20 protein-coding genes are annotated in these 22,125 nt (G+C 61.1%); 16 read left to right on the plus strand and 4 right to left on the minus strand.

The window, feature by feature from the left end; genetic code table 11:
- The first annotated feature begins 2 nt into the window (after positions 1 to 2).
- The 7 genes from ACR9ZQ_RS23365 to ACR9ZQ_RS23395 all read left to right on the plus strand — a co-directional run bounded on the left by ACR9ZQ_RS23365 (position 3) and on the right by ACR9ZQ_RS23395 (position 7,965).
- A complete protein-coding gene (locus ACR9ZQ_RS23365; protein WP_481428889.1) occupies positions 3 to 1,505 on the plus strand; it encodes a UxaA family hydrolase in 1,503 nt (500 codons plus the stop codon).
- Positions 1,506 to 1,545: 40 nt separating this feature from the next.
- Complete coding sequence (locus tag ACR9ZQ_RS23370; protein ID WP_481428890.1) at positions 1,546 to 2,565, plus strand: aldo/keto reductase; 1,020 nt, start codon at positions 1,546 to 1,548, stop codon at positions 2,563 to 2,565.
- Positions 2,566 to 2,574: 9 nt separating this feature from the next.
- Positions 2,575 to 3,021: an RbsD/FucU family protein gene (locus tag ACR9ZQ_RS23375; protein WP_481428891.1), complete on the plus strand. Its 447-nt coding sequence runs from the start codon at positions 2,575 to 2,577 to the stop codon at positions 3,019 to 3,021.
- Between the two features lie 210 nt (positions 3,022 to 3,231).
- Complete coding sequence (locus ACR9ZQ_RS23380; protein WP_310379064.1) at positions 3,232 to 4,221, plus strand: ABC transporter substrate-binding protein; 990 nt, start codon at positions 3,232 to 3,234, stop codon at positions 4,219 to 4,221.
- A 103-nt stretch (positions 4,222 to 4,324) separates the two neighbouring features.
- Positions 4,325 to 5,878, plus strand: a complete 1,554-nt coding sequence (locus ACR9ZQ_RS23385) for a sugar ABC transporter ATP-binding protein (protein WP_310379066.1) — start codon at positions 4,325 to 4,327, stop codon at positions 5,876 to 5,878.
- Positions 5,879 to 5,905: 27 nt separating this feature from the next.
- Positions 5,906 to 6,880: an ABC transporter permease gene (locus tag ACR9ZQ_RS23390; RefSeq protein ID WP_113322900.1), complete on the plus strand. Its 975-nt coding sequence runs from the start codon at positions 5,906 to 5,908 to the stop codon at positions 6,878 to 6,880.
- A gap of 65 nt (positions 6,881 to 6,945) precedes the next feature.
- Complete coding sequence (locus ACR9ZQ_RS23395; RefSeq protein WP_310379069.1) at positions 6,946 to 7,965, plus strand: zinc-binding alcohol dehydrogenase family protein; 1,020 nt, start codon at positions 6,946 to 6,948, stop codon at positions 7,963 to 7,965.
- Here the strand turns inward: ACR9ZQ_RS23395 and ACR9ZQ_RS23400 are convergent.
- On the minus strand, positions 7,962 to 8,684 hold the full coding sequence (locus tag ACR9ZQ_RS23400; RefSeq protein WP_310379071.1) for a copper homeostasis protein CutC: 723 nt from the start codon (positions 8,682 to 8,684) through the stop codon (positions 7,962 to 7,964). The two genes, ACR9ZQ_RS23395 and ACR9ZQ_RS23400, sit on opposite strands and share 4 nt — an antisense overlap.
- 242 nt (positions 8,685 to 8,926) lie before the next feature.
- Positions 8,927 to 9,844 (minus strand): LysR family transcriptional regulator, encoded by a 918-nt coding sequence (locus tag ACR9ZQ_RS23405; protein ID WP_310379072.1) that lies wholly within the window; start codon positions 9,842 to 9,844, stop codon positions 8,927 to 8,929.
- 409 nt (positions 9,845 to 10,253) lie between these two features.
- On the opposite strand from ACR9ZQ_RS23405, the gene ACR9ZQ_RS23410 reads away from it, so the two are divergent.
- Genes ACR9ZQ_RS23410 through ACR9ZQ_RS23420 form a run of 3 tightly spaced genes read left to right on the plus strand, consistent with a single transcriptional unit; the run spans position 10,254 to position 12,006 of the window.
- Complete coding sequence (locus ACR9ZQ_RS23410) at positions 10,254 to 10,802, plus strand: hypothetical protein (RefSeq protein WP_310379074.1); 549 nt, start codon at positions 10,254 to 10,256, stop codon at positions 10,800 to 10,802.
- Positions 10,799 to 11,785: an NAD(P)H-quinone oxidoreductase gene (locus tag ACR9ZQ_RS23415; protein ID WP_481428892.1), complete on the plus strand. Its 987-nt coding sequence runs from the start codon at positions 10,799 to 10,801 to the stop codon at positions 11,783 to 11,785. Before ACR9ZQ_RS23410 ends, ACR9ZQ_RS23415 begins: the two co-directional genes overlap by 4 nt.
- A gap of 26 nt (positions 11,786 to 11,811) precedes the next feature.
- The gene (locus tag ACR9ZQ_RS23420) at positions 11,812 to 12,006 is read left to right on the plus strand and encodes a hypothetical protein (protein WP_439013999.1); all 195 of its coding nucleotides are present in this window, start codon (positions 11,812 to 11,814) and stop codon (positions 12,004 to 12,006) included.
- A 336-nt stretch (positions 12,007 to 12,342) separates the two neighbouring features.
- Here the strand turns inward: ACR9ZQ_RS23420 and ACR9ZQ_RS23425 are convergent, their stop codons facing one another.
- Both ACR9ZQ_RS23425 and ACR9ZQ_RS23430 read right to left on the minus strand, forming a co-directional pair.
- Complete coding sequence (locus ACR9ZQ_RS23425) at positions 12,343 to 13,380, minus strand: IS110 family RNA-guided transposase (RefSeq protein ID WP_481427849.1); 1,038 nt, start codon at positions 13,378 to 13,380, stop codon at positions 12,343 to 12,345.
- 253 nt (positions 13,381 to 13,633) lie between these two features.
- Positions 13,634 to 14,848, minus strand: a complete 1,215-nt coding sequence (locus tag ACR9ZQ_RS23430) for a LysR family transcriptional regulator (RefSeq protein WP_310379079.1) — start codon at positions 14,846 to 14,848, stop codon at positions 13,634 to 13,636.
- 432 nt (positions 14,849 to 15,280) lie between these two features.
- Here ACR9ZQ_RS23430 and osmF point away from each other — a divergent pair, with 432 nt between their 5' ends.
- The 6 genes from osmF to ACR9ZQ_RS23460 all read left to right on the plus strand — a co-directional run bounded on the left by osmF (position 15,281) and on the right by ACR9ZQ_RS23460 (position 22,114).
- Complete coding sequence (osmF, locus tag ACR9ZQ_RS23435) at positions 15,281 to 16,189, plus strand: glycine betaine ABC transporter substrate-binding protein OsmF (protein WP_310379082.1); 909 nt, start codon at positions 15,281 to 15,283, stop codon at positions 16,187 to 16,189.
- 159 nt (positions 16,190 to 16,348) lie between these two features.
- Complete coding sequence (locus ACR9ZQ_RS23440; protein ID WP_310379084.1) at positions 16,349 to 17,515, plus strand: ABC transporter permease; 1,167 nt, start codon at positions 16,349 to 16,351, stop codon at positions 17,513 to 17,515.
- The gene (locus tag ACR9ZQ_RS23445) at positions 17,512 to 18,456 is read left to right on the plus strand and encodes an ABC transporter ATP-binding protein (protein ID WP_481428893.1); all 945 of its coding nucleotides are present in this window, start codon (positions 17,512 to 17,514) and stop codon (positions 18,454 to 18,456) included. Before ACR9ZQ_RS23440 ends, ACR9ZQ_RS23445 begins: the two co-directional genes overlap by 4 nt.
- The gene (locus ACR9ZQ_RS23450; RefSeq protein ID WP_029868609.1) at positions 18,453 to 19,202 is read left to right on the plus strand and encodes an ABC transporter permease; all 750 of its coding nucleotides are present in this window, start codon (positions 18,453 to 18,455) and stop codon (positions 19,200 to 19,202) included. The genes ACR9ZQ_RS23445 and ACR9ZQ_RS23450 overlap by 4 nt, the downstream gene beginning before the upstream one ends.
- Before the next feature lie 49 nt (positions 19,203 to 19,251).
- The gene (locus ACR9ZQ_RS23455; protein WP_029868610.1) at positions 19,252 to 19,647 is read left to right on the plus strand and encodes a VOC family protein; all 396 of its coding nucleotides are present in this window, start codon (positions 19,252 to 19,254) and stop codon (positions 19,645 to 19,647) included.
- Positions 19,648 to 19,663: 16 nt separating this feature from the next.
- Positions 19,664 to 22,114 carry a glycoside hydrolase family 2 protein gene (locus tag ACR9ZQ_RS23460; RefSeq protein ID WP_481428894.1) on the plus strand — a complete coding sequence of 817 codons (2,451 nt, stop codon included), beginning with the start codon at positions 19,664 to 19,666 and terminating at the stop codon, positions 22,112 to 22,114.
- The last annotated feature ends 11 nt before the right edge of the window (positions 22,115 to 22,125 follow it).

Genomic DNA, 22,125 nt, shown 5'->3' on the forward strand with positions numbered 1-22,125 from the left:
AATTGGACAGACAGCCTTGGATCATCCTGTCGGCCGGAGACAATGTCGCGGTCGCAACGGCACAGATCGCCGAGGGATCTGATATTGCGGGCGTCACGACGCGGCAGAAGATCGACCCCGGCCACAAGGTCGCCATAGCGGACATTCCGCTTGGCACGCCAGTCGTGAAATACGGACAGGCGATCGGCCGCACCACGGCTGATGTGAAAGCGGGCGACCATGTTCACAGCCACAATCTGCATTTCGAAAACGACCGCCTTGCAGCAACAGCCAATTCCGCTCCTGAAGAAGCAAGTGCCGAGGACAGGGCGCGTACCTTCATGGGTTACCGCCGCGCCGACGGACGGGCGGCGACGCGCAATTATATCGGCATCATCGCCAGCGTGAACTGTTCCACCACGGTCTGTCGGGCGATTGCCGACGAGGCCAACCGCACGATCCTGCCGCATTATGACGGCATCGACGGCTTCGTGCCGATCGTTCACGATCAGGGCTGCGGCATGAGCTCGACAGGTGACGGCATGAACGTGCTGCATCGGACGCTTGCCGGTTACACCCGCCATGTGAATTTCGGCGGCGTGCTGATGATCGGCCTCGGCTGCGAGGTCAACCAGCTGACCCTTTACGGCCAGAGCGGCGCCGGCGCCTCTAAGCGGCACTTCAACATTCAGGACGCCGGCGGCTCCCGCCGCGCAGTCGAGCGCGCCATGGGCGTGCTGCGCGAAATCGCCGCCGATGTCGGCCGTGAAAAGCGAGTTCCGATGTCGGTCAGTGAGATCATCATCGGTCTGCAATGCGGTGGTTCGGACGGTTTTTCGGGTATAACCGCCAATCCGGCGCTCGGTGTTGCAGCCGATCTGCTGGCAGCTGCCGGTGGTACGGCAATCCTTTCGGAAACCTCAGAGATCTATGGCGCGGAGCATCTGCTGCGCAGCCGCGCCGTCAGCGACGATGTCGCCAAAAAGCTCGATGAGAAGATCGCCTGGTGGGAAGACTATGTCGCCCTGCATGGCGCTTCGCTCGACAACAACCCGTCTCCGGGCAACAAGCGCGGCGGCCTGACGACCATTCTCGAAAAGTCGCTCGGCGCCGTCGCCAAGGGTGGCCGCTCGCCGCTGACCGCCGTCTATGGTTATGCCGAGCGCGTCACCGCACCTGGTCTCGTCTTCATGGATACGCCCGGCTATGACCCGGTTTCTGCCACCGGCCAGGTTGCCGGCGGCGCGAACATGATCGCCTTTACGACCGGCCGCGGCAGCTGCTTCGGCTGTCGCCCGGCGCCGTCGCTGAAGCTCGCCAGCAATTCGGCGCTCTTCACCTCGATGGAAGAGGATATGGACATCGATTGCGGCACTATCGTCACCGGTGACGCGACGATCAGCGGCAAGGGCCGCGAGATCTTCGAGTTGATCGTCGATACAGCCTCCGGCAAGAAGACGAAAAGTGAAATTTTCGGTTACGGCGATAACGAATTTGTTCCGTGGCATCTCGGCGCCACGCTCTAAATATGACTTATTGATATCAGGGTCTTCACAAGGAGGAATGATGAAGACGAGGAGGATTGGCAAGACGGCGCTTGAGGTGACCGAAATCAGCTTCGGCGCCGCTGCACTCGGCGGCCTTTACCGCGCCTGCCCGCGCGAGCAGGCAATGGAAACGCTGGAGACGGCATGGAACCACGGCATCCGCTATTATGACGTGGCGCCGTGGTATGGCCTTGGGCTCGGCGAACGTCGCGTCGGCGATTTCCTGCGCGACAAGCCGGAAGGTGACTATGTGCTGTCTACCAAGGTCGGCCGCCTGCTGCGCCCGGTGCCGACGGGCACCGTCCCTGATTATAGCTATGTCGATCCGCTCTCTTTCGATGCCGATTACGACTATTCCTATGATGGGATCATGCGCTCGGTCGATTTCAGCTATGCGCGTCTTGGCCTGAACCGCATCGACATTCTGTTCGTCCATGACATTGGCGCCTATACGCATGGCGCCGCCAGGAATGCCGTGCATCTGAAGAACTTCCTCGATAGCGGCATCAAGGCGCTGGAGCAGCTGAAATCCTCGGGCGCGATCAAGGCTTTCGGGCTTGGCGTCAACGAAGTGCCCGTCTGCCTCGACGTGATGCGCAACGCCGATATCGACACGATCCTGATGGCCGGGCGCTATACGCTGCTCGACCGGTCGGCGGTATCAGAACTGATCCCGCTCTGCCGGCAGAAGGGCACCTCGCTCGTCGTCGGCGGCGTCTTCAATTCCGGCATCCTCGCAACCGGCCCGGTGCCGGGATCGCATTTCGATTATATGCCGGCAACCGAGGAAGTGCTTGCCAAGGTGGGCGCAATGGAAGAGGTGGCCAAGCGCCACGGCCTGCCGCTTGCCGCCCCTGCCCTGCAGTTTCCGCTGCACGACCCCGTTGTCTCCTCGGTGCTGATCGGCACGGCGAGGCCCTCGAGCCTCGTGCGCAACATGGAAAATTTCGAGCCGCAGCTTCCCGCCGATATCTATCCCGAATTCGAACCCTATACGCTTGTCGCCGCGCCGCTCGGTGACGAAGCCGTGCGGGTCTAAGGAGACACCATGCTTAGAGGTATTCATCCGCTTCTCGGCCCCGATCTGCTCTATGCGCTGAAGAGCATGGGGCATGGCGACGATATCGTCATTGCCGATGCCAATTTCCCTGCGAGCAGCATGGGACCTGATGTCATCCGCGCCGATGGCGTCAGCGCGACAGCGATGGCCGAAGCGATCCTCACCCATATGCCGCTCGATACGTTCGTGCCGCAATCGGCATGGCGGATGGAAGTTGTGGGCGATCCGAAAGCCGTGCCTGATGTCTGCGCCGAATTTCAGCAGATCGTCACCCGGCGCGCCGGCGATTTTTCCATCGCATCCGTCGAACGCTTCGCCTTCTACGAGATGGCGCGGAAGGCCGCCTATATCGTCGCGACCACCGAGTTCCGGCTCTACGGCAACCTGATTTTGAAGAAGGGTGTCGTCCATCCGCACGAGGTGCAATTCGACTGAGACCGTATTTTAGGTCCTGATGTATTTAAAATAAAAACAATTGCTTGGCAGAGAATTTAGCGGGTAAAAAAGCGAATTGGGCACACTTGCAATTTGCCTGCGCCTCAGCTAGCTTCTGATCGTAAATGTTTTTTATCGATAAAAATCGTCCGCCTGCGTTCAGCGGTCCGGTTTCATTGGAGGAGAACGCACCCTGAGAGGAGAACCCTTATGAGCATCGTGAAATCCATTCTGTCTCGCCGCGCCTTTACGGCACTTGCAGGCGCCGCTGTCATTGCGACGGCAATGCCTGCCACGTCCTTTGCGGCCGAGGTGACGATCCCGATCATCGTCAAGGACACGACGTCCTTCTACTGGCAGATCGTTCTGGCCGGCGCGCGCAAGGCCGGCAAGGATCTCGGCGTCAACGTGCCGGAGCTCGGCGCCCAGGCCGAATCCGACATCAACGGCCAGATCAGCATTCTTGAGAACGCCGTTGCCGGCAAGCCGGCCGCCGTCGTGATCTCCCCGACCGAGTTCAAGGCGCTCGGCAAGCCGATCGATGAAGCCGCCAAGTCGGTTCCGATCATCGGCATCGACTCTGGCGCCGATTCCAAGGCATTCAAGTCGTTCCTGACGACCGACAACGTCCAGGGCGGCCGTATCGCTGCTGACGGTCTTGCCGCCGCCATCAAGGGCGCCACCGGCAAGGAAGAAGGCGAAGTCGTCATCCTGACCAACCTTCCCGGCGTCGGCTCGCTGGAACAGCGCCGTGAAGGCTTCCTGGATCAGGTGAAGACCAAGCATCCCGGCCTGAAGGTGATTGCCGACAAGTACGGCGACGGCCAGGCAACGACCGGCCTCAACATGATGACGGACCTGATCACGGCAAACCCGAACCTCGTCGGCGTCTTCGCCTCGAACCTCATCATGGCGCAGGGTGTGGGCCAGGCGATCGCCGAAAACAAGCTCGGCGACAAGATCAAGGTCATCGGCTTCGACAGCGACGACAAGACGGTCGGCTTCCTCAAGGATGGCGCCATCGCCGGCCTCGTCGTTCAGGACCCCTACCGCATGGGTTATGACGGCGTGAAGACCGCTCTTGCCGTCTCCAAGGGCGAGAAGGTCGCGGAAAATGTCGATACCGGCGCAAACCTCGTCACCAAGGCGAATATGGCTGAGCCGAAGATCGACGCGCTCTTGAACCCGAAGATCAAGTAAGACGACAGGCGGCCGCGCCGATTTCAAAAACCGGCGCGGCCTTTCTCATCCATGGTATGTTTCACCAGGGATGGAGCAGACGTGACAAGAGGAGGAGAGGTCCATGGTCGGACTGGAAGAGGTCAGTCATCGCCACGATGACAGCGCGACGCTGAAAGAAGCCAATCGAATTCCCGCCGGATCGCCCATCCTCGAACTGAAAGGCCTGCAGAAGAATTACGGTCACGTGCAGGCGCTGAAGCCTGCGACGCTGACCTTCCTTGCCGGTGAAATCCACGCCATCGTCGGCGAAAACGGCGCCGGCAAATCCACCCTCATCAAATTGCTCACCGGCGTCATCACACGCACGGCCGGCGAGGTGCTGTGGTGCGGCCATCCGGTGGGGCTGTCGACGCCGAACGAGGCGATCGCCCGCGGCATCAACGCCGTCCACCAGGAAGTCGTGCTCTGCCGGCACCTGACGGTGGCCGCCAATCTCTTCCTCGGCGACGAGGTTAACCGCTTCGGCATCATGCGCAAGAAGCAGATGGAGAAGATGGCGCAGGCCGTTCTCGACGATCTCGGCTTCGGCCTGCCGGCTGGCGCGCTTCTGAGCTCGCTGACGATCGGTCAGCAGCAGCTCGTCGCCACCGCGCGCGCGGCCATGCGCGGCACGCAGTTCCTGATCTTCGACGAGCCGACCGCCTATCTCACCCGCCAGGAATCCGCACAGCTCTTCAAGCTGATCCGCCGCCTGCAAGGCGAAGGCGTCACCATCGTCTATATCAGCCACCGCATGGAGGAAGTCTTCGAGCTTGCCGACCGTGTCTCGGTGCTGCGCGACGGCACGCATGTCGGCACGCGCCTCATCGGCGAAACCAATGACGCCGAGCTGATCGCGCTGATGATCAATCGCTCGATCGAGCAGATCTACCATAAGGAAGAGATTCCGATCGGAGAGACGATCCTCGACGTCAGGGGTCTTACTGGCCCGGGCTTCGAAGACGTGTCGCTGAGCGTCAAGGCAGGACAGATCGTTGGGCTCTATGGCCTGATCGGCGCCGGGCGCAGCGAATTTGCTCTCGGGCTCTACGGGCGCCAGCCGACAAGTGCGGGCGAAATCCACTGGATGGGCAAGCGCGTCGATATCAAGAACGAACGCACTGCGATGGAGCTCGGCATTGCGCTGGCTCCCGAAAGCCGGCGCGACCAGGGGCTCTGCCTCAACCTGCCGATCGGCCTCAACATCAACCTGCCGGTGTTCGGACGCCTCAGCCACGGCCCGGTCATCAATCACGCGCGCGAATCGACGAATGCCGACAAGCAGATCCGCGATCTCAGCATCAAGACGCCGAGCCGGCGCGTTCCGGCCTCCAGCATGTCGGGCGGCAACCAGCAGAAGATCGTCATCGGCAAGTGGCTGAGCCACGGCGCCCGGCTTTTCATTTTCGACGAGCCGACCGTCGGCGTCGACGTCGGCACCAAGGCGGAAATCTACCGGCTCTTCGCCAAGCTTCTGAAGGACGGGGCGGGCATCATCCTGATCTCCTCCTACCTGCCTGAGGTCTACGAACTGGCCGACCGGCTGCATGTCTTCCGCAGCGGCAAGCTTGTCGCGAGCCATGATTTCCACGCGGCGACGCATGAAGAAGTGCTCAGCGAAGCGATCGGTGTCTGAGCAAGAAGAATAAGAGGGAGAAAATTCATGACTGTAACCCCCACCGAAATCGTCGCGCCGCCGCCGCGCCGGAAGATGAACATCCTGTTCGGCCTGACGCTGATCGGGTTGCTGATCTTCCTCTGGGTCGTGCTCGGCTTCTCGACAGCCAGCTTCTGGACGCCGCTCAACATCTCCAACCTGCTGCGCCAAGGCGCGATGACGGCGATCCTGGCGCTCGGCCAGACCTTCGTCATCATCACCGCCGGCATCGACCTTTCTGTCGGCGCAATCGTCGGCTTCTGCACGGTCATCATCGCCTGGCTGCTGCAGGCGGGCGTACCGCTCTGGGCGGCAATCTTGCTGACGCTGGCAATCGGTGTCGCGATCGGCTCCTTCCATGGCTTCGGCATCGTGCATATGGGCCTGCCGCCGTTCATCATCACGCTGGCGACGCTGACATCGCTGCGCGGCATTGGCCTGCTGATCACCAACGGCTCTACGATCAGCATCACCGACGAGGGCTTCAGCAACTTCGCCCGCGCCGATTTCCTTGGCGTCCCAAGCCTGTTCTGGATGGTCATCCTGGTTGCGATCCCCTCCTTCGTCTTCCTGCATCTGAGCCGCTGGGGCCGCTATCTCTTCGCCGTCGGCTCGAATGCCGAAGCGGCGCGCCTTTCCGGCGTCAACGTCAAGGGGATGATCTACCTCGCCTACATCCTTTCGGCTTCGTTTGCGGCTTTCGTCGGCGTGTTGCTCGCCTCGCGTATCGCCATCGGTAACGCGACACAGGCCGACGGCTGGGAACTGCAGGCGATCGCCTCCTCGGTCATCGGCGGCACGTCGCTCTTCGGAGCCGTCGGTTCCGTGCATGGTCCGCTGATCGGCGCCTTCATTCTGGCGACCATCAACAACGGCGCAAATCTCCTGAACGTCAACTCGTTCTGGCAGCGCATCATCACCGGCCTGCTGATCATCGTCATCGTCTACTTCGACCAGCTTCGCCGGCGCCGGACGGGCTGAGCGAGATGCAAAACGAAGCCGGCCCAAAGGCCGGCTTTCTTCTTTTCAGCAATGCGAGAACTGTCATGAAAGCTGTCCTTTGCCGCGAACCCGGTGTCCTCGATCTCGTCGAGCGCCCCTCCCCCGAAAAACCTGATACCGGCTGGGTACGGCTTGCCGTCAGCCATGTCGGCATCTGCGGCACGGACTATCATATCTTCGAAGGCAAGCACCCCTTTCTCGAATATCCGCGCGTCATGGGACATGAGATCTCAGCGACGGTGCTGGAGACCGGCGACGGGGTGGCGATGGCCGTCGGTACGCCCGTCATCGTCAATCCCTATCTCTCCTGCGGAAGCTGTGTCGCCTGCCGGCAGGGCAAGCCCAATTGCTGCACCAATATCAAGGTTCTCGGCGTCCATACGGATGGTGCTTTCTGCGAGGAAATCGTAGTGCCCGCGGGCAATCTCTATGCCGCCAAGGGCCTCAGCCTCGAGGCCGCGGCGACCGTCGAATTCCTGGCCATTGGGGCGCATGCGGTACGCCGATCCATGGCGCCTGCAGGTTCCCGCTCGCTTGTCATCGGCGCAGGTCCGATCGGCCTAGGCGCGGCAATCTTCTCGCGTATTGCTGGTCATGACGTGACGCTGCTGGATACAAGTGCGGAACGGCTGCAGATGGCGTCGGAGCGCTTCGGCTTTACATCAGGGATCGTCGCCAATGATGGGACAGCCGATGTCGTGAAAGCCAGGACGGACGGCGATGGTTTTGACGTCGTCTTTGACGCGACAGGCTTTGGACCTTCGATAGAGAAGGCCTTCAGCTTTGTCGCCCATGGCGGCGCCCTGGTGCTGGTCAGCGTCGTGAAAGACGATATCCGCTTCTCCGATCCGGAATTCCACAAGCGGGAAATGATGGTCATCGGCAGCCGCAATGCGACGCGCGTCGACTTCGAACATGTCGCGGATTCGATCGCCAAGGGTCTCGTTCCGGTCGACAAGCTGATCACCCATCGCACGACGCTTGCCGATGCGCCGCGCGATCTCGCCCGCTGGGCGCATGAGAAGAGCGGACTCATCAAGGCCGTCATCAAGGTCGCCGCTTAAGCCGCGTCGACCGCAGCGCGCATCTGCCTGACGACCGCGACATCGGTGCGGTTCGAGCTCGGCACATCGAAGCCGAAAGAGACGGCGCGCGGATCGGCGCTGGCAACGGCAGAACTGCAGGAGCCGTGAACTTCGTGCGCGCCTGTTGCCCGCAGGATCTCGACGACATTGGCCGGTCGCACGCCACTGCCCGGCATGATGGAGATGCGGCCGGCAGCCTTGACGGAGATACGCTTCAGCGTTTCTAGCCCGTCCATCGCCTTCGGCACGCAGCCTGAGGTGAGGATGCGCTCGCAGCCAAGCTCGACCGCCTGTTCCAGCGCGGCATCCGGATCCGGCACGAGATCGAAAGCGCGATGCAGCGTCGAGCCGAGGCCGGACGCATGGGCCTTCAGGCGATGAATGAGCGGCATGTCGAGCGTGCCGTCCAGTCGGTTGGCGCCGATGACGACGCCGGCAAGGCCAGCGGCCCTGACAGCATCGATATCGGCAAGCATCGCCTTTTCGTCCGTCGCATCGAAGATGAAGGGGCCGGCATGCGGGCGGATCATTGCATAGACGGGGATCGGCGCTTCGGCGGCAATTCGCATCAGGCTCGGCAATGGCGTCAGCCCGCCAAGCTCCAGCGCCGAGCAGAGCTCGATGCGGCCAGCACCGCCCTCGATTGCAGCCACAAGGCCCTGAGCGCTATCGACGCATACTTCCAGCAAAACCGTCATATCCCGAATCCTTCTCGTTCCGCCATTTCGGCCAAAGTAGCCCATGCAGCCCATTTCACGAACGGCTTACCGCCGATAGCCGCCTTTCCCCCTTCTGACGCTCCCCATCGTAACGTCAGGCGCGGCGGCGTAGGGCTATGGTGAGTCAGCAACACATTGATTGTCGAATAGCGTAAACAACCCTCAAACCCCGATTGGGTCCGCGCATGCCGATGATTGCTGTTCTACAAAGACGCGCCAAATCATGGTTCCCAGATTGGTGGACTTCCGATTGACGTCCGCAGCGCCTCGGTGAAGGCTCGCACCTTGGCACTCGCCTGCGGCAGGGCGCGCAGGAGGTAGATCCCGGCCGGCGCAGCGTTCCAGGGTTCATCGCCCGGCCGCAACCGGACCAGTCTCCCTGCCTTGACGTCCGGTCCGACGACCCAGCTCGACAGGAATGCGATCCCCAGCCCCTCCTGGGCCGCCGCGCGCAGGGCTTCGAAATCGTCTGAACGGAACGTCACCATACCGTTCCCCGCATGGCCCGCCGGGCCGTCGAGCAGGTCCCGCCAACCCAGAAGATCAGCGCCATGCAGCTTGTCGATCAAACGGTGCGATGAGAGATCGGCGACGCTATCGGGCACACCCGCCCGTGCCAGATAGGCCGGGCTTGCGACCAACAGTCGGGTCAGAGGCGCAAGCCTCGTGGCGATCAGCGTGCTATCGGCCAGCGCCCCCATGCGGATGACCACGTCGAGACGCTCGAGAACCGGATCGGCCAGCCGCTCCGTCAGGTCGAGCTCGACCTTGAGCGCGGGGTGCTCAGTTTGCAGCGCTGCGACGACCGGCAAGACATAGCGCTTGCCAAAGGTCGGGAAGCAGGCGATCCGGAGTGTGCCGGAGACGGAACCGTCGAAGGCGGCGATCTCTGCGTGGGTGTCGGCCAGTTCGTCAAGAAGCAGCAGGGCCCGTTCGTGCAGCCGCCGGCCGGCATCCGTGAGCGTGAGGGCGCGGGTCGAGCGGACCAGCAGGGCAACGCCCAGATCCTCCTCCAGCGTGTCGATCTGGCGCACGATCGCCGAAGGCGTCACCGCGCGCCGACGGGCGGCGCCGGAAAAGCTCCCCGCCCTAACGACATCGACGAAAGTTGACAGGAACACGGCGAAATGGGGTCTCATCTTTGCGATCCAGGCAAAGCCGTTTGCAGCAGGCTACGGCTTATCGCTGTCTTTCAATAGACGCACAATCCCCATCGTGAGGTCGGCGAGTTCAACAGCATTCGACGTGACCAAAACAAGGTAAATCTCGTCGAAGGCCCCGCGCGTCTCATGAAGGCGTGGGACTGCAATATATACATAGGTATGTTCGATTTGACTCTGAATGACTGACCTAACACGAACGTATAATTTTCACGAAACGGTCCGGATAGCAGATTGTACCGGCAAAAACGGATGCTTCGCAGATCAAAAGTTCGAGACTGTCGCTGGATACGGACCGCAAGGGTGGCGCGCACCGGAGGTGTGGCTGGCTCGTCGTCCGTGGAAAGCAACGTCGTCATCTAATCCGTGACACTCGAAAGGAAAAACCATGAAGATACTGACCGACAAGATCCTCTCCCTGTCCGCCTATTCCGCCGAGATCGACATCCCGCTGGACAAGGTCGATATTGCCGACTGGCTCTTCACCCTGCCGGAAGCCGAATATCTACGCTGCTGCCCGCCCGACCACATCGGTGCCGGCACCACGACCACGGATGACGGCCGACCCATGTCGATTAACGTCGAGATGATCGGCACCGCGCTGGTCGTGCAGCATTACGTCGCCGAGGAAGCAACGCCGAGTTACTGCCGGATGAACTCGATCTCGGACGTGTTCACCCCGGTCGGGCGCACACAGGTCAACGTGATCTGGGAGCTGATCGCCGAGGGGATAGAGGGCGGACGCACCCGCTACACCAATCGCGTCACCTCGCACCCCACCGACGTTTTCATGGACTTCATTGCCGCGCACGGCCAGACCTTCGAACAGGCGGCGGCCGCCCGACAGGAAGCGGGCGGTGACCACAACCGCAGGGAGACGCCACTCTTCGCCGCCAGCATCGCCCGCCGGGCGCTCGGCAAGGTCGCCGCGAAATGAAGGCGATCGCGTTCGATGATTTCGGCAAGGCGGAGGTTCTCCGTCTTGCTGAGGCGCCGATGCCGCAACCTCGCCCCGGTGATCTTCTGGTCAAGGTGAAGGCAGCCGGTGTCAATCGCGCCGACCTTCTTCAACGCCAGGGCTATTACGGCAGGCAGAGTTATGGCGAGAGCGATCTGCTCGGGCTGGAAGTGGCCGGCGAGGTGGTCGCTGTCGGCAGCGATGTCGCCGATATCCTCCCCGGCGAGCGCGTGATGGCCATCGTCGGAGGGGGTGCCTATGCCGAATATGCCCGCGTCGACCGCGGCATGGCGGTACGTGTTCCCGATGGCCTTGACCTTATCGGCGCGGCGGCGGTGATGGAATCGTTCGTCACCGCGTGGGAGGCCGTCGTGCATCTTGGTGGTGCCGCCAAGGGCTTGGCCGTGCTCGTCCACGCCGCAGCGGGCGGCATCGGTTCCGCCGGCGTGGAGATTGCGCACGCCCTCAGTGCCAGGGTCTTCGCGACGGCCAATGCCGAGCGCCGGATTGATGTTTTGGGCTTGGGCGCAGAGGCCGTGTTTGATTACCGGTTGGAGGACTTCGAGCAGGGCGTTCGCGATGCCACCGGCGGAAGCGGGGTCGATGTAATCGTCGACTTCGTCGGTGGCGACTATCCCGCCCGCAACCTGCGCAGCCTCGCGCCGGGCGGGCGTCTCGTGCAGGTCGGCCTGCTGGGCGGGCAGGACGATACCGTCATCCCTCTCGCTCTCCTGCTCCACAATCACCTGCGCCTTATCGGCACCGTGATGAAGTCGCGCAGCGCGGTGGAGAAGCGCGCCATGGTTCAGCGCTTCGCCCAAGGAGCTCTGCCAATGTTCGCCGATGGCCGGCTAAAGCCGTTGGTCGGCAAAGTGTTCCCACTGTCCGAGGCAGCCGATGCGCATCGCTATATGGAAGCGGGTGGCAGATTCGGGAAGATCGTGTTGGATGTAGCTGCGTGAGGATGAGCTTTGAGAGTACGTCGCTGATGCTTGAACGCAGTGAGCGACCCCTCGCCAACAGTCAGGAGTTCTGTCATGGCGGACATCTCTACGCCGGCTACCGAACCGATGACCTCACGCTCAAACAGGCGGCTCTCGCCTCGGGCAAGGTGGACGAAGCACTGTTCGACAAGGTCGTCCAGCCGATCGAGATGGTCGGCGTCGGCCTCGGGGGCGCCTGATGGATGCCCAGCTCCGCGATCGACTTCCAGCACTCCATCTGCGTCCTGATCCCATATGTGGACGGCCCCCGACTCGCAAGATATTTCGAGATAATCTGATCGTATCGCTTGCGTCCATATGTCCGGCCTGTTGTTGCGTTCGCACATGAACGCTGGCCAAGATGGTTTCCGCAACACAGGTCCCAAGCATCAAGACGGCCTCTAGCTGCCAATGGGATCACCGGGGTATCCTGTGTTCCGGATCGATCGATCACACCATCTGCTCCTTATCCTGCAAGTGTTGACCTCGACAAAGGAGTAAGGATCACGGCCTCTTCGGTTCTTGCTCGCCGATCATCATGCCGCGCAGCCCTGTGGAGCAGACGCCGGTCTTGCGCTGTATGTCTCGCCGGAGACCATCAGCTTCCAGGCCATACGCGCCATCTTGTTGGCGAGTGCTACTGCTGCCACTTTAGGTGGCTTGCGCTTAAGCAATGCCGTAAGCCACCGAGAGGCATTACCAGATCGCCGTGCATGCTGAATGACAGCGGTTGCTCCAACCACCAAGGCTGCCCGCAGCGCTTCATCGCCGGCCCGCGTGATGCAACCAAGACGCAGCTTGCCGCCGGTCGAGTGATCCTTTGGCGTTAACCCTATCCAAGCTGCGAACTGGCGGCCAGATTTGAAGAGCTCTGGAGCAGGTGTCTTCATTATCAAAAGAGCCGAACTGATCGGGCCAATACCGGGAATGGTGTTGAGACGTATGCTGCGTTCGTCGTTACGCTGCCATGCCTTTAACTTCGCCTCCACGTCAGCAATGTTCTTTTCAAGTTGAGCGTATTCCTCGGCCTGGCTCATGAACAATTCCTGCGCGAGCTCTGGCACAGTTTTCTCAGCTTGCACCCTTTCGAGCAGCATCGGAATATGTGCCAGCCCCTTGGCTGCGGAGACACCAAACTCATTGGCGTAACCCCGTATAGCGTTGGCGAGTTGGGTGCGGTTGGCTATCAGGCGGGTACGGACGCTGATCAGCATGAGTGCCGCTTGTTCATCAACTGTCTTAACCGGAACGAACCGCATCGTTGGGCGGCTCATCGCCTCGCAGAGCCCTTCGGCATCGGCAGCGTCATTCTTGTTCCGCTTGACGTAGGGCTTGGCGAGTTGTGGCGCGATCATTTTTACCTCATGTCCAAATGAGGTGAGTAAGCGCGCCCAATGATGCGAACCACCACAGGCCTCGATCGCGACCAAAGTTGGCGGGCAGGTCGTGAAGAAGTCGATCATCTCCTTACGTCGCATTTTCTTACGCAAGACCGGTTTCTCTCCGGCATTCACGCCATGCAACTGAAAGACATGCTTTGACGTATCCATGCCAATACGAATAATCTTGTCCATGGGCGGCCCCTTCGATTGAGATCTTAACAGCTCATTCTGGCACATTTCGATGCCGTTCAGGGGCCGTCCACTCCAACATCAAGCTGGTTCGTGTTGTTGCCATTTTTGCCCTTCTGCGTAAACGGCAGGCAAGGGCTGAGCAATCAACGTGCCGAGCACTTTCCTGTCCTGTAGTCACACAATCGGCGGCGTTAGAGGGCTATAGCGTAGACGTAGTGCTCATCTTCATCGCGCGTGGCCCGCCGCAGCCTGTTTAAGCGAAGGCTTTGTTTTGCGCGACAGGCGCCGGGACAATTTTCGCCGCGGTCGCGATCAGCAGGTCACAAGCGTCAGCCGCGGCTTTCCGATGATTGAAGGCCACGTGATAAGACATGGGCATCGGCTCGGCGAGCTCGACGATGCGCACCCGGTCGGCAATCGGCATCGCGCTGACACGGCCGAGGAAGGAGACATAGCCGTGATTGGCGACGAGATCGACGATGACGGGCAGCGAATCCGCCGCAGTGATATCTCGATCGCGGAGGCGGCGATGCAGGGTGCGGTCATAGCCGAAGGTCATGGCGGCATGGCCGATGCCGGTGCGCGGACTCGGCGTGCAGATCGGATGGCTGGCCACAAGTTCCGTGGCGGTTGCTTCCACGCTGTCGAGTGGGGCGATCGCCACCATATCCGTGCGCAGCAATTCGCGATGACGGAAGCTTTCCAGGCCGAAGACGGAATCGAGGATCGCAACATCGATGCGCCCGGATTTCAGCGCCTCGCGCAGATCGTCGGCAGTCATCGAGACCAGCGATAGAGCATTCTTGTTGCGGCTGGCATTCCACTCGGCAACGAGGCTACCCAGGCAGCGCGCAACCCAGCTTTCCGAGCCTGTCGGGATAATGGCGCCGATGCGCAGTGAGCGAGCGGTGCGCTGATAGCGTTCGTCCGCAGCGGATTTCAGTTCGTTCCAGGCGAGGCTGATGGTCGAAAAGACGGTATAGGCGAAGCGGCCATCCTCCGTCAGCGCCGAGCCCTGGGCCTGACGCTCAAAGAGTCTGCCTCCAAAGAATTTCTCAAGATTGGCAATCTGCAATGAAAGCTGCGGCTGACCAAGGCGCAGACGACGGGCGGCTCTGTTGATGCTGCCCTGATCGGCAACCTCCAGGTAACGCTCCATGGTGACGAGCTTGACGGGGATGCGGGCGGCCCATTGTCCGTAAGCTTCCGGTTCACGATGACCAAGCTTGTCGCCGAGCTGCCCTGTTGCGGCAAGGATCGGCGCCAATCCCTCCAGAACTCTGCCTCCGGCAAGCAGAATGACCAGTTCGCCCGAGGAACGTTCGGCGAGCTTCAGGGCGAGTTCCGTCTCCAGGTTATCGATCGCTGCCGACGCGGTCGAGACGGAGATGTTGAAGCGACGCGCCGTTTCGCGCATGGAGCCGGAAGAGAGGACATGGCTTGCGATGAAGAGGGCGCCGAGATGCAAGGCTTTCTCCGGAAACTACTGAAAAGGCGGAGGATATGACGTGTTCGTGAAAAAAGATATCTCTGCCCATAGAGGTGCAGGCTATCGTTCACTCAATAAGAAATCCGGGCGGCGAAAGAACCGACTGAAAGCACCGGAACATCGTGGAAACACGCAAGGGGACAAAAACAAATCGCGCCGCCCTTGGAAAAGGGAATGCAATTCCGCGCACGGACCTGCATTCGCCGCCATAATCGCGTCGCGAGAGCGAATACTGGAGGGGGCTGCTTCGATTTTCGGGCATCGATTTTTCGGGCATGCACACTATTTCCATGACGCACGTATTTCCGGCATGATGGCCTGATGGCTGACCATGCCGGCTGGTTTTATGCGCGCAGGCTTCGCGTCCGGGGCTTTCGCGACGTTTAACGGTGTTCAACCAAGGGGATAATCATGCTGAAGAAATTCGCACTTGCCGTTTCGCTTGCCGCCTTTGCGGCCGGCGCGGCCCACGCCGCAGACGTCGTCGTTTCATCGAAGATCGACACGGAAGGCACGCTACTCGGCAACGTCATCGCGCTCGCGCTGGAAGCCAACGGCATCAAGACGCAGGACCGCATCGCACTCGGCGCAACGCCTGTCGTACGCAAGGCGATCACCGCAGGCGAAATCGACATCTACCCGGAATATACCGGCAATGCCGGCTTCTTCTTCAACAAGGCCGATGACGCCGCGTGGAAGAACCTCGAGCAGGGTTACCAGCTGGCGAAGAAGCTGGACTATGACGCCAACAAGATCGTCTGGCTGACGCCCTCGCCCGCCAACAACACCTGGGCGCTCGCCGTGCGCAATGACGTCGCCGGCCCGAACAACCTCAAGACCTTGTCCGACTTCGGCAAGTGGGTTTCGGGCGGCGGTGCCGCCAAGCTTGCAGCCTCCGCCGAATTCGTGAACTCCGCCGGCGCCTTGCCCGCCTTCCAAACGACCTATGGCTTCACGCTGAAGCCGGATCAGGAAGTCGTGCTTTCGGGCGGTGACACCGCTGCAACGATCAAGGCTGCGGCAGACCAGACCAACGGCGTCAACACCGCCATGGTCTACGGCACGGATGGTGCTATCGAAGCGGCCGAGCTGACGGTTCTCGAAGACGACAAGAGCGTGCAGCAGGTCTATGCACCGACCCCGATCATCCGCGAGGCCGTGCTGCAGGCAAACCCGAAGATCCAGGAAATCCTCACCCCGATCTTCCAGAGCCTGACAGCTGACGAACTGCGCAAGCTCAACGCCAAGATCCAGGTCGATGGCGAGCCGGCAAAGTCCGTTGCCGAAGCCTATCTGAAGGAAAAAGGTTTCCTGAAGTAATTGCCTAGTGCCTAATTCCTTAAATCGGAGCCGATTTAAGGATAAAATTAGGCAGCAGTTTAAAGTGCTACAGCGTCCTTTGCGCGTCTGAAAAGACGCGCGGCACTGTAGTGCCCGCCCGGTATTCGGGCGGGGCTTTTTCCGGACAGGGTTGGATCGATGGAAGAAACCTTAGCGGTCCGCAAGCTGGACCGGCTCGGCGTGGTACTGGTGGCAGGCGGCATTGTGGCGACGGCCCTTCTGCCTTTCATCTATGTGAAGGCAAACCGTATCGCCGCCGGCAAGCCGATGCTGCTGACGCAGCTTCTTCCCCAGCCTTCCGTCGTCATCCTGATGGTCCTCCTTGTTGCCACTGCCTTGGCGACGCTTTTCCTGCGCAACGCTTTCATTCGCCTGGGACTTGGCACGCTCTGCCTTGCCGCACTGATTGTTGCAATCGGCCTTGTGGCGACGGCTGCGACGCCACAAGGCAGCACCGTGGCGCGCATGACGCCCGGCGGCAGCTTCTGGGTGCTCCTCGGCGTCATCGGCCTCATCATCTCCGACGCGCTGGTGAAGATAAAGCTGACACCGTGGATGCGTGTTGCAGCACTGGCCGCTTACACAGCCTTGCTCGCCATCTGCCTCTCGTCCGGCCTGCTCGACAGCCTGTCGATCCTCCGGGAATTTTCGACACGCGCCGACCAGTTCTGGACCGAAGCCGTCTCTCACCTGCTCTTGGCGCTCGGTTCTCTCGCAATCGCCATCATTCTCGGGCTGCCACTCGGCATCCTCTGTTTCTGGGTACCGAAACTGCGGGCGATCGTGCTGCGGACGCTGAGCCTCATCCAGACCATTCCGAGCCTGGCACTCTTCGGCCTCCTGATGCTGCCGCTCGGCTATCTCTCGGCAAACGTGCCGCTTGCGGCCGATATCGGCATTCGCGGCATCGGCACCGCGCCGGCGCTGATCGCGCTCGTGCTCTATTCGCTGCTGCCGATCGTCGCCAATACGGTCGTCGGCCTCGAAGGTGTCGATCCCTCAGTGCGTGATGCTGCAGCCGGCATGGGACTGACACGCCAGCAGATTCTCACCGGCATCGACCTGCCGCTCGCCTTTCCCGTCATCCTCACCGGCATCCGCATCGTGCTGGTGCAGGCGATCGGCATGGTAACGATCGCCGCGCTGATCGGCGGCGGCGGCTTCGGCATCTTCATCTTCCAGGGGCTTGGCCAGACGGCCATGGACCTCGTCCTGCTCGGCGCCGTGCCGACCGTTTTCTTCGCCTTCTCCTCGGCCGTCATCCTCGATGCGGTCATCGAAAGCATTCAGGGGCCAGCCGCATGAGCAAGATCGAGATCAGAAACGTCACCAAGCGCTACGGCTCGGCAACCGTCGTCGACAATGTCTCCATGAGTGTCGAGAAGGGTTCGATCACCGTCATCGTCGGCACATCGGGCTCCGGCAAGTCGACGCTGATGCGAATGATCAACCGGCTGGTGCCGATCACCGAGGGACAGATCTTCGTCGGCGGGCAAAACATCATGGACGCGCCGGCGACCGAACTTCGCCGCAAGATCGGCTACGCCATCCAGGGACACGGCCTGTTTCCGCACCGGACTGTGGCGCAGAACATTGCAACCGTGCCGGAGCTTCTCGGCTGGGATACGGCCCGCATCGGCAGCCGTGTGGCGGAACTGCTCGGCCTCTTCAATCTCGACCCGGCGATCTTTGCCGAGAAATATCCGCACCAGCTATCCGGTGGCCAGCAGCAGCGCGTCGGCGTCGCCCGGGCGCTGGCAGCCGAGCCTGAACTGCTATTGATGGACGAGCCCTTCGGCGCGCTCGACCCCGTTATCCGCGGCAAGGCGCAGGACGATCTGCTGGCAATCCAGAAGCAGTTCGGCACCACGGTCGTCCTTGTCACGCATGACATGGACGAGGCCTTTCATCTCGGCAACCAGATCGCCGTCATGAGCGGCGGCAAGCTGCTGCAATGCTCGACGCCGGAGAAGATCCTGACGGAACCGGCCGATCCCTTCGTGCAGCAATTGACCGGCACCTCCGACCGGGCGCTGAAGCTGATGTCGCTCTCGCCACTGAAGGACAGTATGGAGCCCGCCAAGCCGGGCCTGCCCTATTCGCTGGCGCAATCTCTGAGCCTTCGCGATGCTCTCGCCGAAATGATCTGGCAGGGTGTCGACGAGGCCGCCGTGCAGGATGCGAACAAGGCGCCTGTCGGTTCGATCTCGATGGGTCGGCTGCTCGAACTGGGCCGCAAGGCATGAAGTTTCTCGTCGCCAACCTTTTTCGCGCGCTGGCGCTGGTGATGCTGCTCATCCTGATCTTCAGGACAGAGTGGCTCTCCTTCATGCTGGTGCCGCTGACCAACAACAATGCACCGCCGGTCTACATGCAGAACAGCCTCGCTTCGCTGGCACTCGGGCACCTGGAACTGGTCTTCATCTCGATTGTCGGCAGCGCGGTGCTTGCCGTGCTTGGGGGCATTTTCGTCACCCGCCCGAGCGGAGCAGATTTCCTGCCACTGTCGCGCGCCATTGCCAATGCCGGCCAGACCTTTCCGCCCGTGGCGGTGCTGGCGCTTGCCGTTCCCGCCACCGGCTTCGGCGCTGCGCCGACGCTGATTGCGCTCTTTCTCTACGGACTGCTGCCGATTTTCGAAAATACGGTCGCAGGCCTCAAGCAGGTGTCGCCGCAGGTGCTGGATGCTGCCGACGGGATGGGCATGAACGGGACGCAGCGTCTCTTCAAGGTTGAGCTGCCGCTGGCATTGCCGCTGATCCTCGAAGGGCTGAAGGTCGCAACCGTCATCAATATCGGCACGGCGACGATCGGCTCGACGGTTGCGGCAAAGGGTCTCGGCGAGGTCATCATTGCCGGCCTGATCTCCGACAACACCGCCTTCATCCTGCAGGGCGGCCTGATCGTCGGCCTGATGGCGGTTCTGATCTATGATGTCGTTGGCATGCTCGAAGGCGTCATCACGCGCAGAATGGGCTTGCGTCCGGCTTGAGAGGACGGCTACCAAGGCTGCCGGAGATATCAGCGATTAGGAGACCGCCTTGGCCAAGATGATCCATTCCATGATCCGCGTTCTGGACGAGGCGCGTTCGGTCGATTTTTACAGCAAGGTCTTCGGGCTCGCGGTTGCCGACCGTGTCGATTTCGAGACCTTCACGCTGATCTACATGAGCAATGAAGAGACCGGCTTCGAGCTGGAGCTGACGGTCAACAAGGGTCGCACGGCGCCCTATAATCTCGGCGATGCCTATGGCCATCTCGCTGTTTCCGTTCAGGAAGTGCAAATCGAACACAAGCGGCTGACGGATCTCGGGCTCAACCCCGGCAAGCTCGTGGAACTCAACCGCGACGGCAAGCTGTTCGGTCTTTTCTTCTTCATCACCGACCCAGACGGCTACAAGATCGAAGTGCTGCAGCGCTACGGCCGTTTTCAATAAAACATAAGAGGCTGAAATGATTGGGAGGAGAGACCTTCATAACGGCTGGACGCTTTCCTGTAACGATACAGGAAGAACCAGTCTGCCCGCTTCGATTCCAGCAACGGTGCCAGGCTGCGTGCATCTCGACCTGCTCGCAAACCGGCTGATCCCCGATCCCTATCTCGACATCAACGAGATCACCAATGACTGGATCGGCAAGACGGGATGGGTCTATCGGCTGGACTTCGAAGCCGAGCCTGATGCGGGCCAAGTGCAGGAACTCGTCTTCGACGGCGTTGATACGATTGCGACGATCCGCCTGAACGGCGAGGAGATCGGCCGCACCTTCAACATGCACCGCACCTATCGCTTCGACGTTTCGTCGCTGCTGCGGGAAGATACAAACGAGCTCAGCATCACCTTCCATTCCGCCTATGCCTATGGCGCGGAGATGGAGAAGCATTACGGCTATCGCCCGAACAACTATCCGGGACCGGGCAACCTGATGCGCAAGATGGCCTGCAATTTCGGCTGGGACTGGGGGCCGACGCTTGTGACGGCCGGACTCTGGAAGCCTGTGCGGCTGGAGAGCTGGGATCGGGCGCGGCTTGCCGATATCAGGGTTTCCGCCGCCCTTGCCGGTGGCGATGGGCTCGTCAAGATGCAAGCGCGGCTGGCAAGGCAAGGCGAGGCAGTGCCGACGACGCTTGTTGCAGAAATCGGTGGCGTCACGCAGACCGTTGCGATCGACGCCGATACGGACGAAGTGTCCTTCGAGGTTTGCGTGCCCTCACCGCAGCTCTGGTGGCCACATCATCTCGGCGCGCAGCCGCTCTACCCGCTGGAAATCCGGCTGGAGGATGCCAGCGGCGATTTACTCGACCTCTATTCGAAAGAGATCGGATTCCGTTCGCTGCGGCTCGACACCGCGCCGGACGCACATGGCTCCGCCTTTACCTTCGTCATCAACGACGTGCCGATCTTTGCCTGTGGCGCCAACTGGATACCGGACGATTGCTTCCCTTCGCGCGTGACGGCGGAACGCTATGCGGCGCGGATCGATGAGGCGAAGGCTGCCAATATCAATCTGCTGCGTGTGTGGGGCGGCGGTATCTTCGAGCGGGACGAGTTTTATGAGGCCTGCGACCGGGCCGGCATGCTGGTCTGGCAGGATTTTCTTTTTGCCTGCGCCTCCTATCCGGAGGAAGAGCCGCTTCGCAGCGAAATCGTCGCCGAGGTGCGGGACAATGTGGTGCGGCTGATGCCGCATGCATCGCTCATCATCTGGAACGGCAATAATGAGAATATCTGGGGTTTTGACGAGTGGGGCTGGCGGCCGATCATCAAGGACGGTGTCAGTTGGGGGCTCGGCTACTATCTCGATGTCCTGCCAAAGCTCTGTGCCGAACTCGATCCCGACCGGCCCTATTATCCCGGCAGCCCCTATTCGGGCTCCATGGAGATCGAGCCGAATGACGACCGGCACGGCTGCAAGCATATATGGGACGTGTGGAACGACGTCGGTTACGAAGTCTATCGTAACTACATTCCGCGCTTCTGCTCCGAATTCGGCTGGCAGGCGCCGCCGGCATGGGCGACGCTGCAGGAGAGCGTGCATGACGAACCGCTGACGCCGGAATCGCGTGGCGTCTTCCATCATCAGAAGGCGACGCAGGGCAATGACAAGCTCATCAAGGGCCTTGCCGGACACCTGCCCGTGCCGCAGACGATGGATGACTGGCATTTTGCGACCCAACTCAATCAGGCGCGCGCCATCCGCTTCGCAGTCGAGCACATGCGCTCGCATCGCGACATCTGCAAGGGCGCGGTCGTCTGGCAGTTCAATGATTGCTGGCCGGTCACCTCCTGGGCAGCGCTCGATTCCGCCGGGCGGCGCAAGCCGCTCTGGTATGCGATGCAACAGGCGTTCCACCCTCGCCTGCTGACGATCCAGCCGCGTGGCGAGAGCCTTTCGGCGGTCGCGGTTAATGAGCAGACACTGTTCTGGCGCTCGAAGATCAGCGGCAAGCGCATGCGGCTTGATGGTACGGTGCTGGCGGAATTTGAATTCTGGCGGCTGCTCTGCGACCGGTTCGAAGCGAAGGAATTTCCGTTGCCGCAGGATATCGCGACTTCAGGCGCGGCGGATGAAGAAGTCATCGTCGTGCAGATGCTGGACAAGCGCGCCTTCCACTATTTCGTCGAGGATATCGAGCTGAAGCTTCCGGTGCCAGACGTCAACATATCGCTGGCAAGATCGGACGATGGCTGGGATGTCACGGTGAGTGCAAAGAGCTTCCTGAAGGATCTTTGCCTGATGGCGGATCGGCTCGATCCTGCGGCGGTCGTGGATTCCATGCTGGTGACGTTGCTGCCGGGTGAAAGCCATGTCTTCCGTGTGACGGCCGACAAGTCCCTGTCGGCCGAAGATATCGTGGTTGGCACAGTGCTTCGCACTGCCAATGATCTCGTCAATAAAAACTGAAAGGCCCCGCT

The sequence above is a fragment of the Rhizobium sp. KNZ14-9A genome, assembly GCF_056755015.1.

Coding starts and splice junctions, on each gene's coding strand:
- ACR9ZQ_RS23370 (WP_481428890.1), top strand. CDS start 1,546: ATGAAGACGAGGAGGATTGGCAAGACGGCGCTTGAGGTGACCGAAATC.
- ACR9ZQ_RS23375 (WP_481428891.1), top strand. CDS start 2,575: ATGCTTAGAGGTATTCATCCGCTTCTCGGCCCCGATCTGCTCTATGCG.
- ACR9ZQ_RS23380 (WP_310379064.1), top strand. CDS start 3,232: ATGAGCATCGTGAAATCCATTCTGTCTCGCCGCGCCTTTACGGCACTT.
- ACR9ZQ_RS23385 (WP_310379066.1), top strand. CDS start 4,325: ATGGTCGGACTGGAAGAGGTCAGTCATCGCCACGATGACAGCGCGACG.
- ACR9ZQ_RS23390 (WP_113322900.1), top strand. CDS start 5,906: ATGACTGTAACCCCCACCGAAATCGTCGCGCCGCCGCCGCGCCGGAAG.
- ACR9ZQ_RS23395 (WP_310379069.1), top strand. CDS start 6,946: ATGAAAGCTGTCCTTTGCCGCGAACCCGGTGTCCTCGATCTCGTCGAG.
- ACR9ZQ_RS23400 (WP_310379071.1), bottom strand. CDS start 8,684: ATGACGGTTTTGCTGGAAGTATGCGTCGATAGCGCTCAGGGCCTTGTG.
- ACR9ZQ_RS23405 (WP_310379072.1), bottom strand. CDS start 9,844: ATGAGACCCCATTTCGCCGTGTTCCTGTCAACTTTCGTCGATGTCGTT.
- ACR9ZQ_RS23410 (WP_310379074.1), top strand. CDS start 10,254: ATGAAGATACTGACCGACAAGATCCTCTCCCTGTCCGCCTATTCCGCC.
- ACR9ZQ_RS23415 (WP_481428892.1), top strand. CDS start 10,799: ATGAAGGCGATCGCGTTCGATGATTTCGGCAAGGCGGAGGTTCTCCGT.
- ACR9ZQ_RS23420 (WP_439013999.1), top strand. CDS start 11,812: ATGCTTGAACGCAGTGAGCGACCCCTCGCCAACAGTCAGGAGTTCTGT.
- ACR9ZQ_RS23425 (WP_481427849.1), bottom strand. CDS start 13,380: ATGGACAAGATTATTCGTATTGGCATGGATACGTCAAAGCATGTCTTT.
- osmF (WP_310379082.1), top strand. CDS start 15,281: ATGCTGAAGAAATTCGCACTTGCCGTTTCGCTTGCCGCCTTTGCGGCC.
- ACR9ZQ_RS23440 (WP_310379084.1), top strand. CDS start 16,349: ATGGAAGAAACCTTAGCGGTCCGCAAGCTGGACCGGCTCGGCGTGGTA.
- ACR9ZQ_RS23445 (WP_481428893.1), top strand. CDS start 17,512: ATGAGCAAGATCGAGATCAGAAACGTCACCAAGCGCTACGGCTCGGCA.
- ACR9ZQ_RS23450 (WP_029868609.1), top strand. CDS start 18,453: ATGAAGTTTCTCGTCGCCAACCTTTTTCGCGCGCTGGCGCTGGTGATG.
- ACR9ZQ_RS23460 (WP_481428894.1), top strand. CDS start 19,664: ATGATTGGGAGGAGAGACCTTCATAACGGCTGGACGCTTTCCTGTAAC.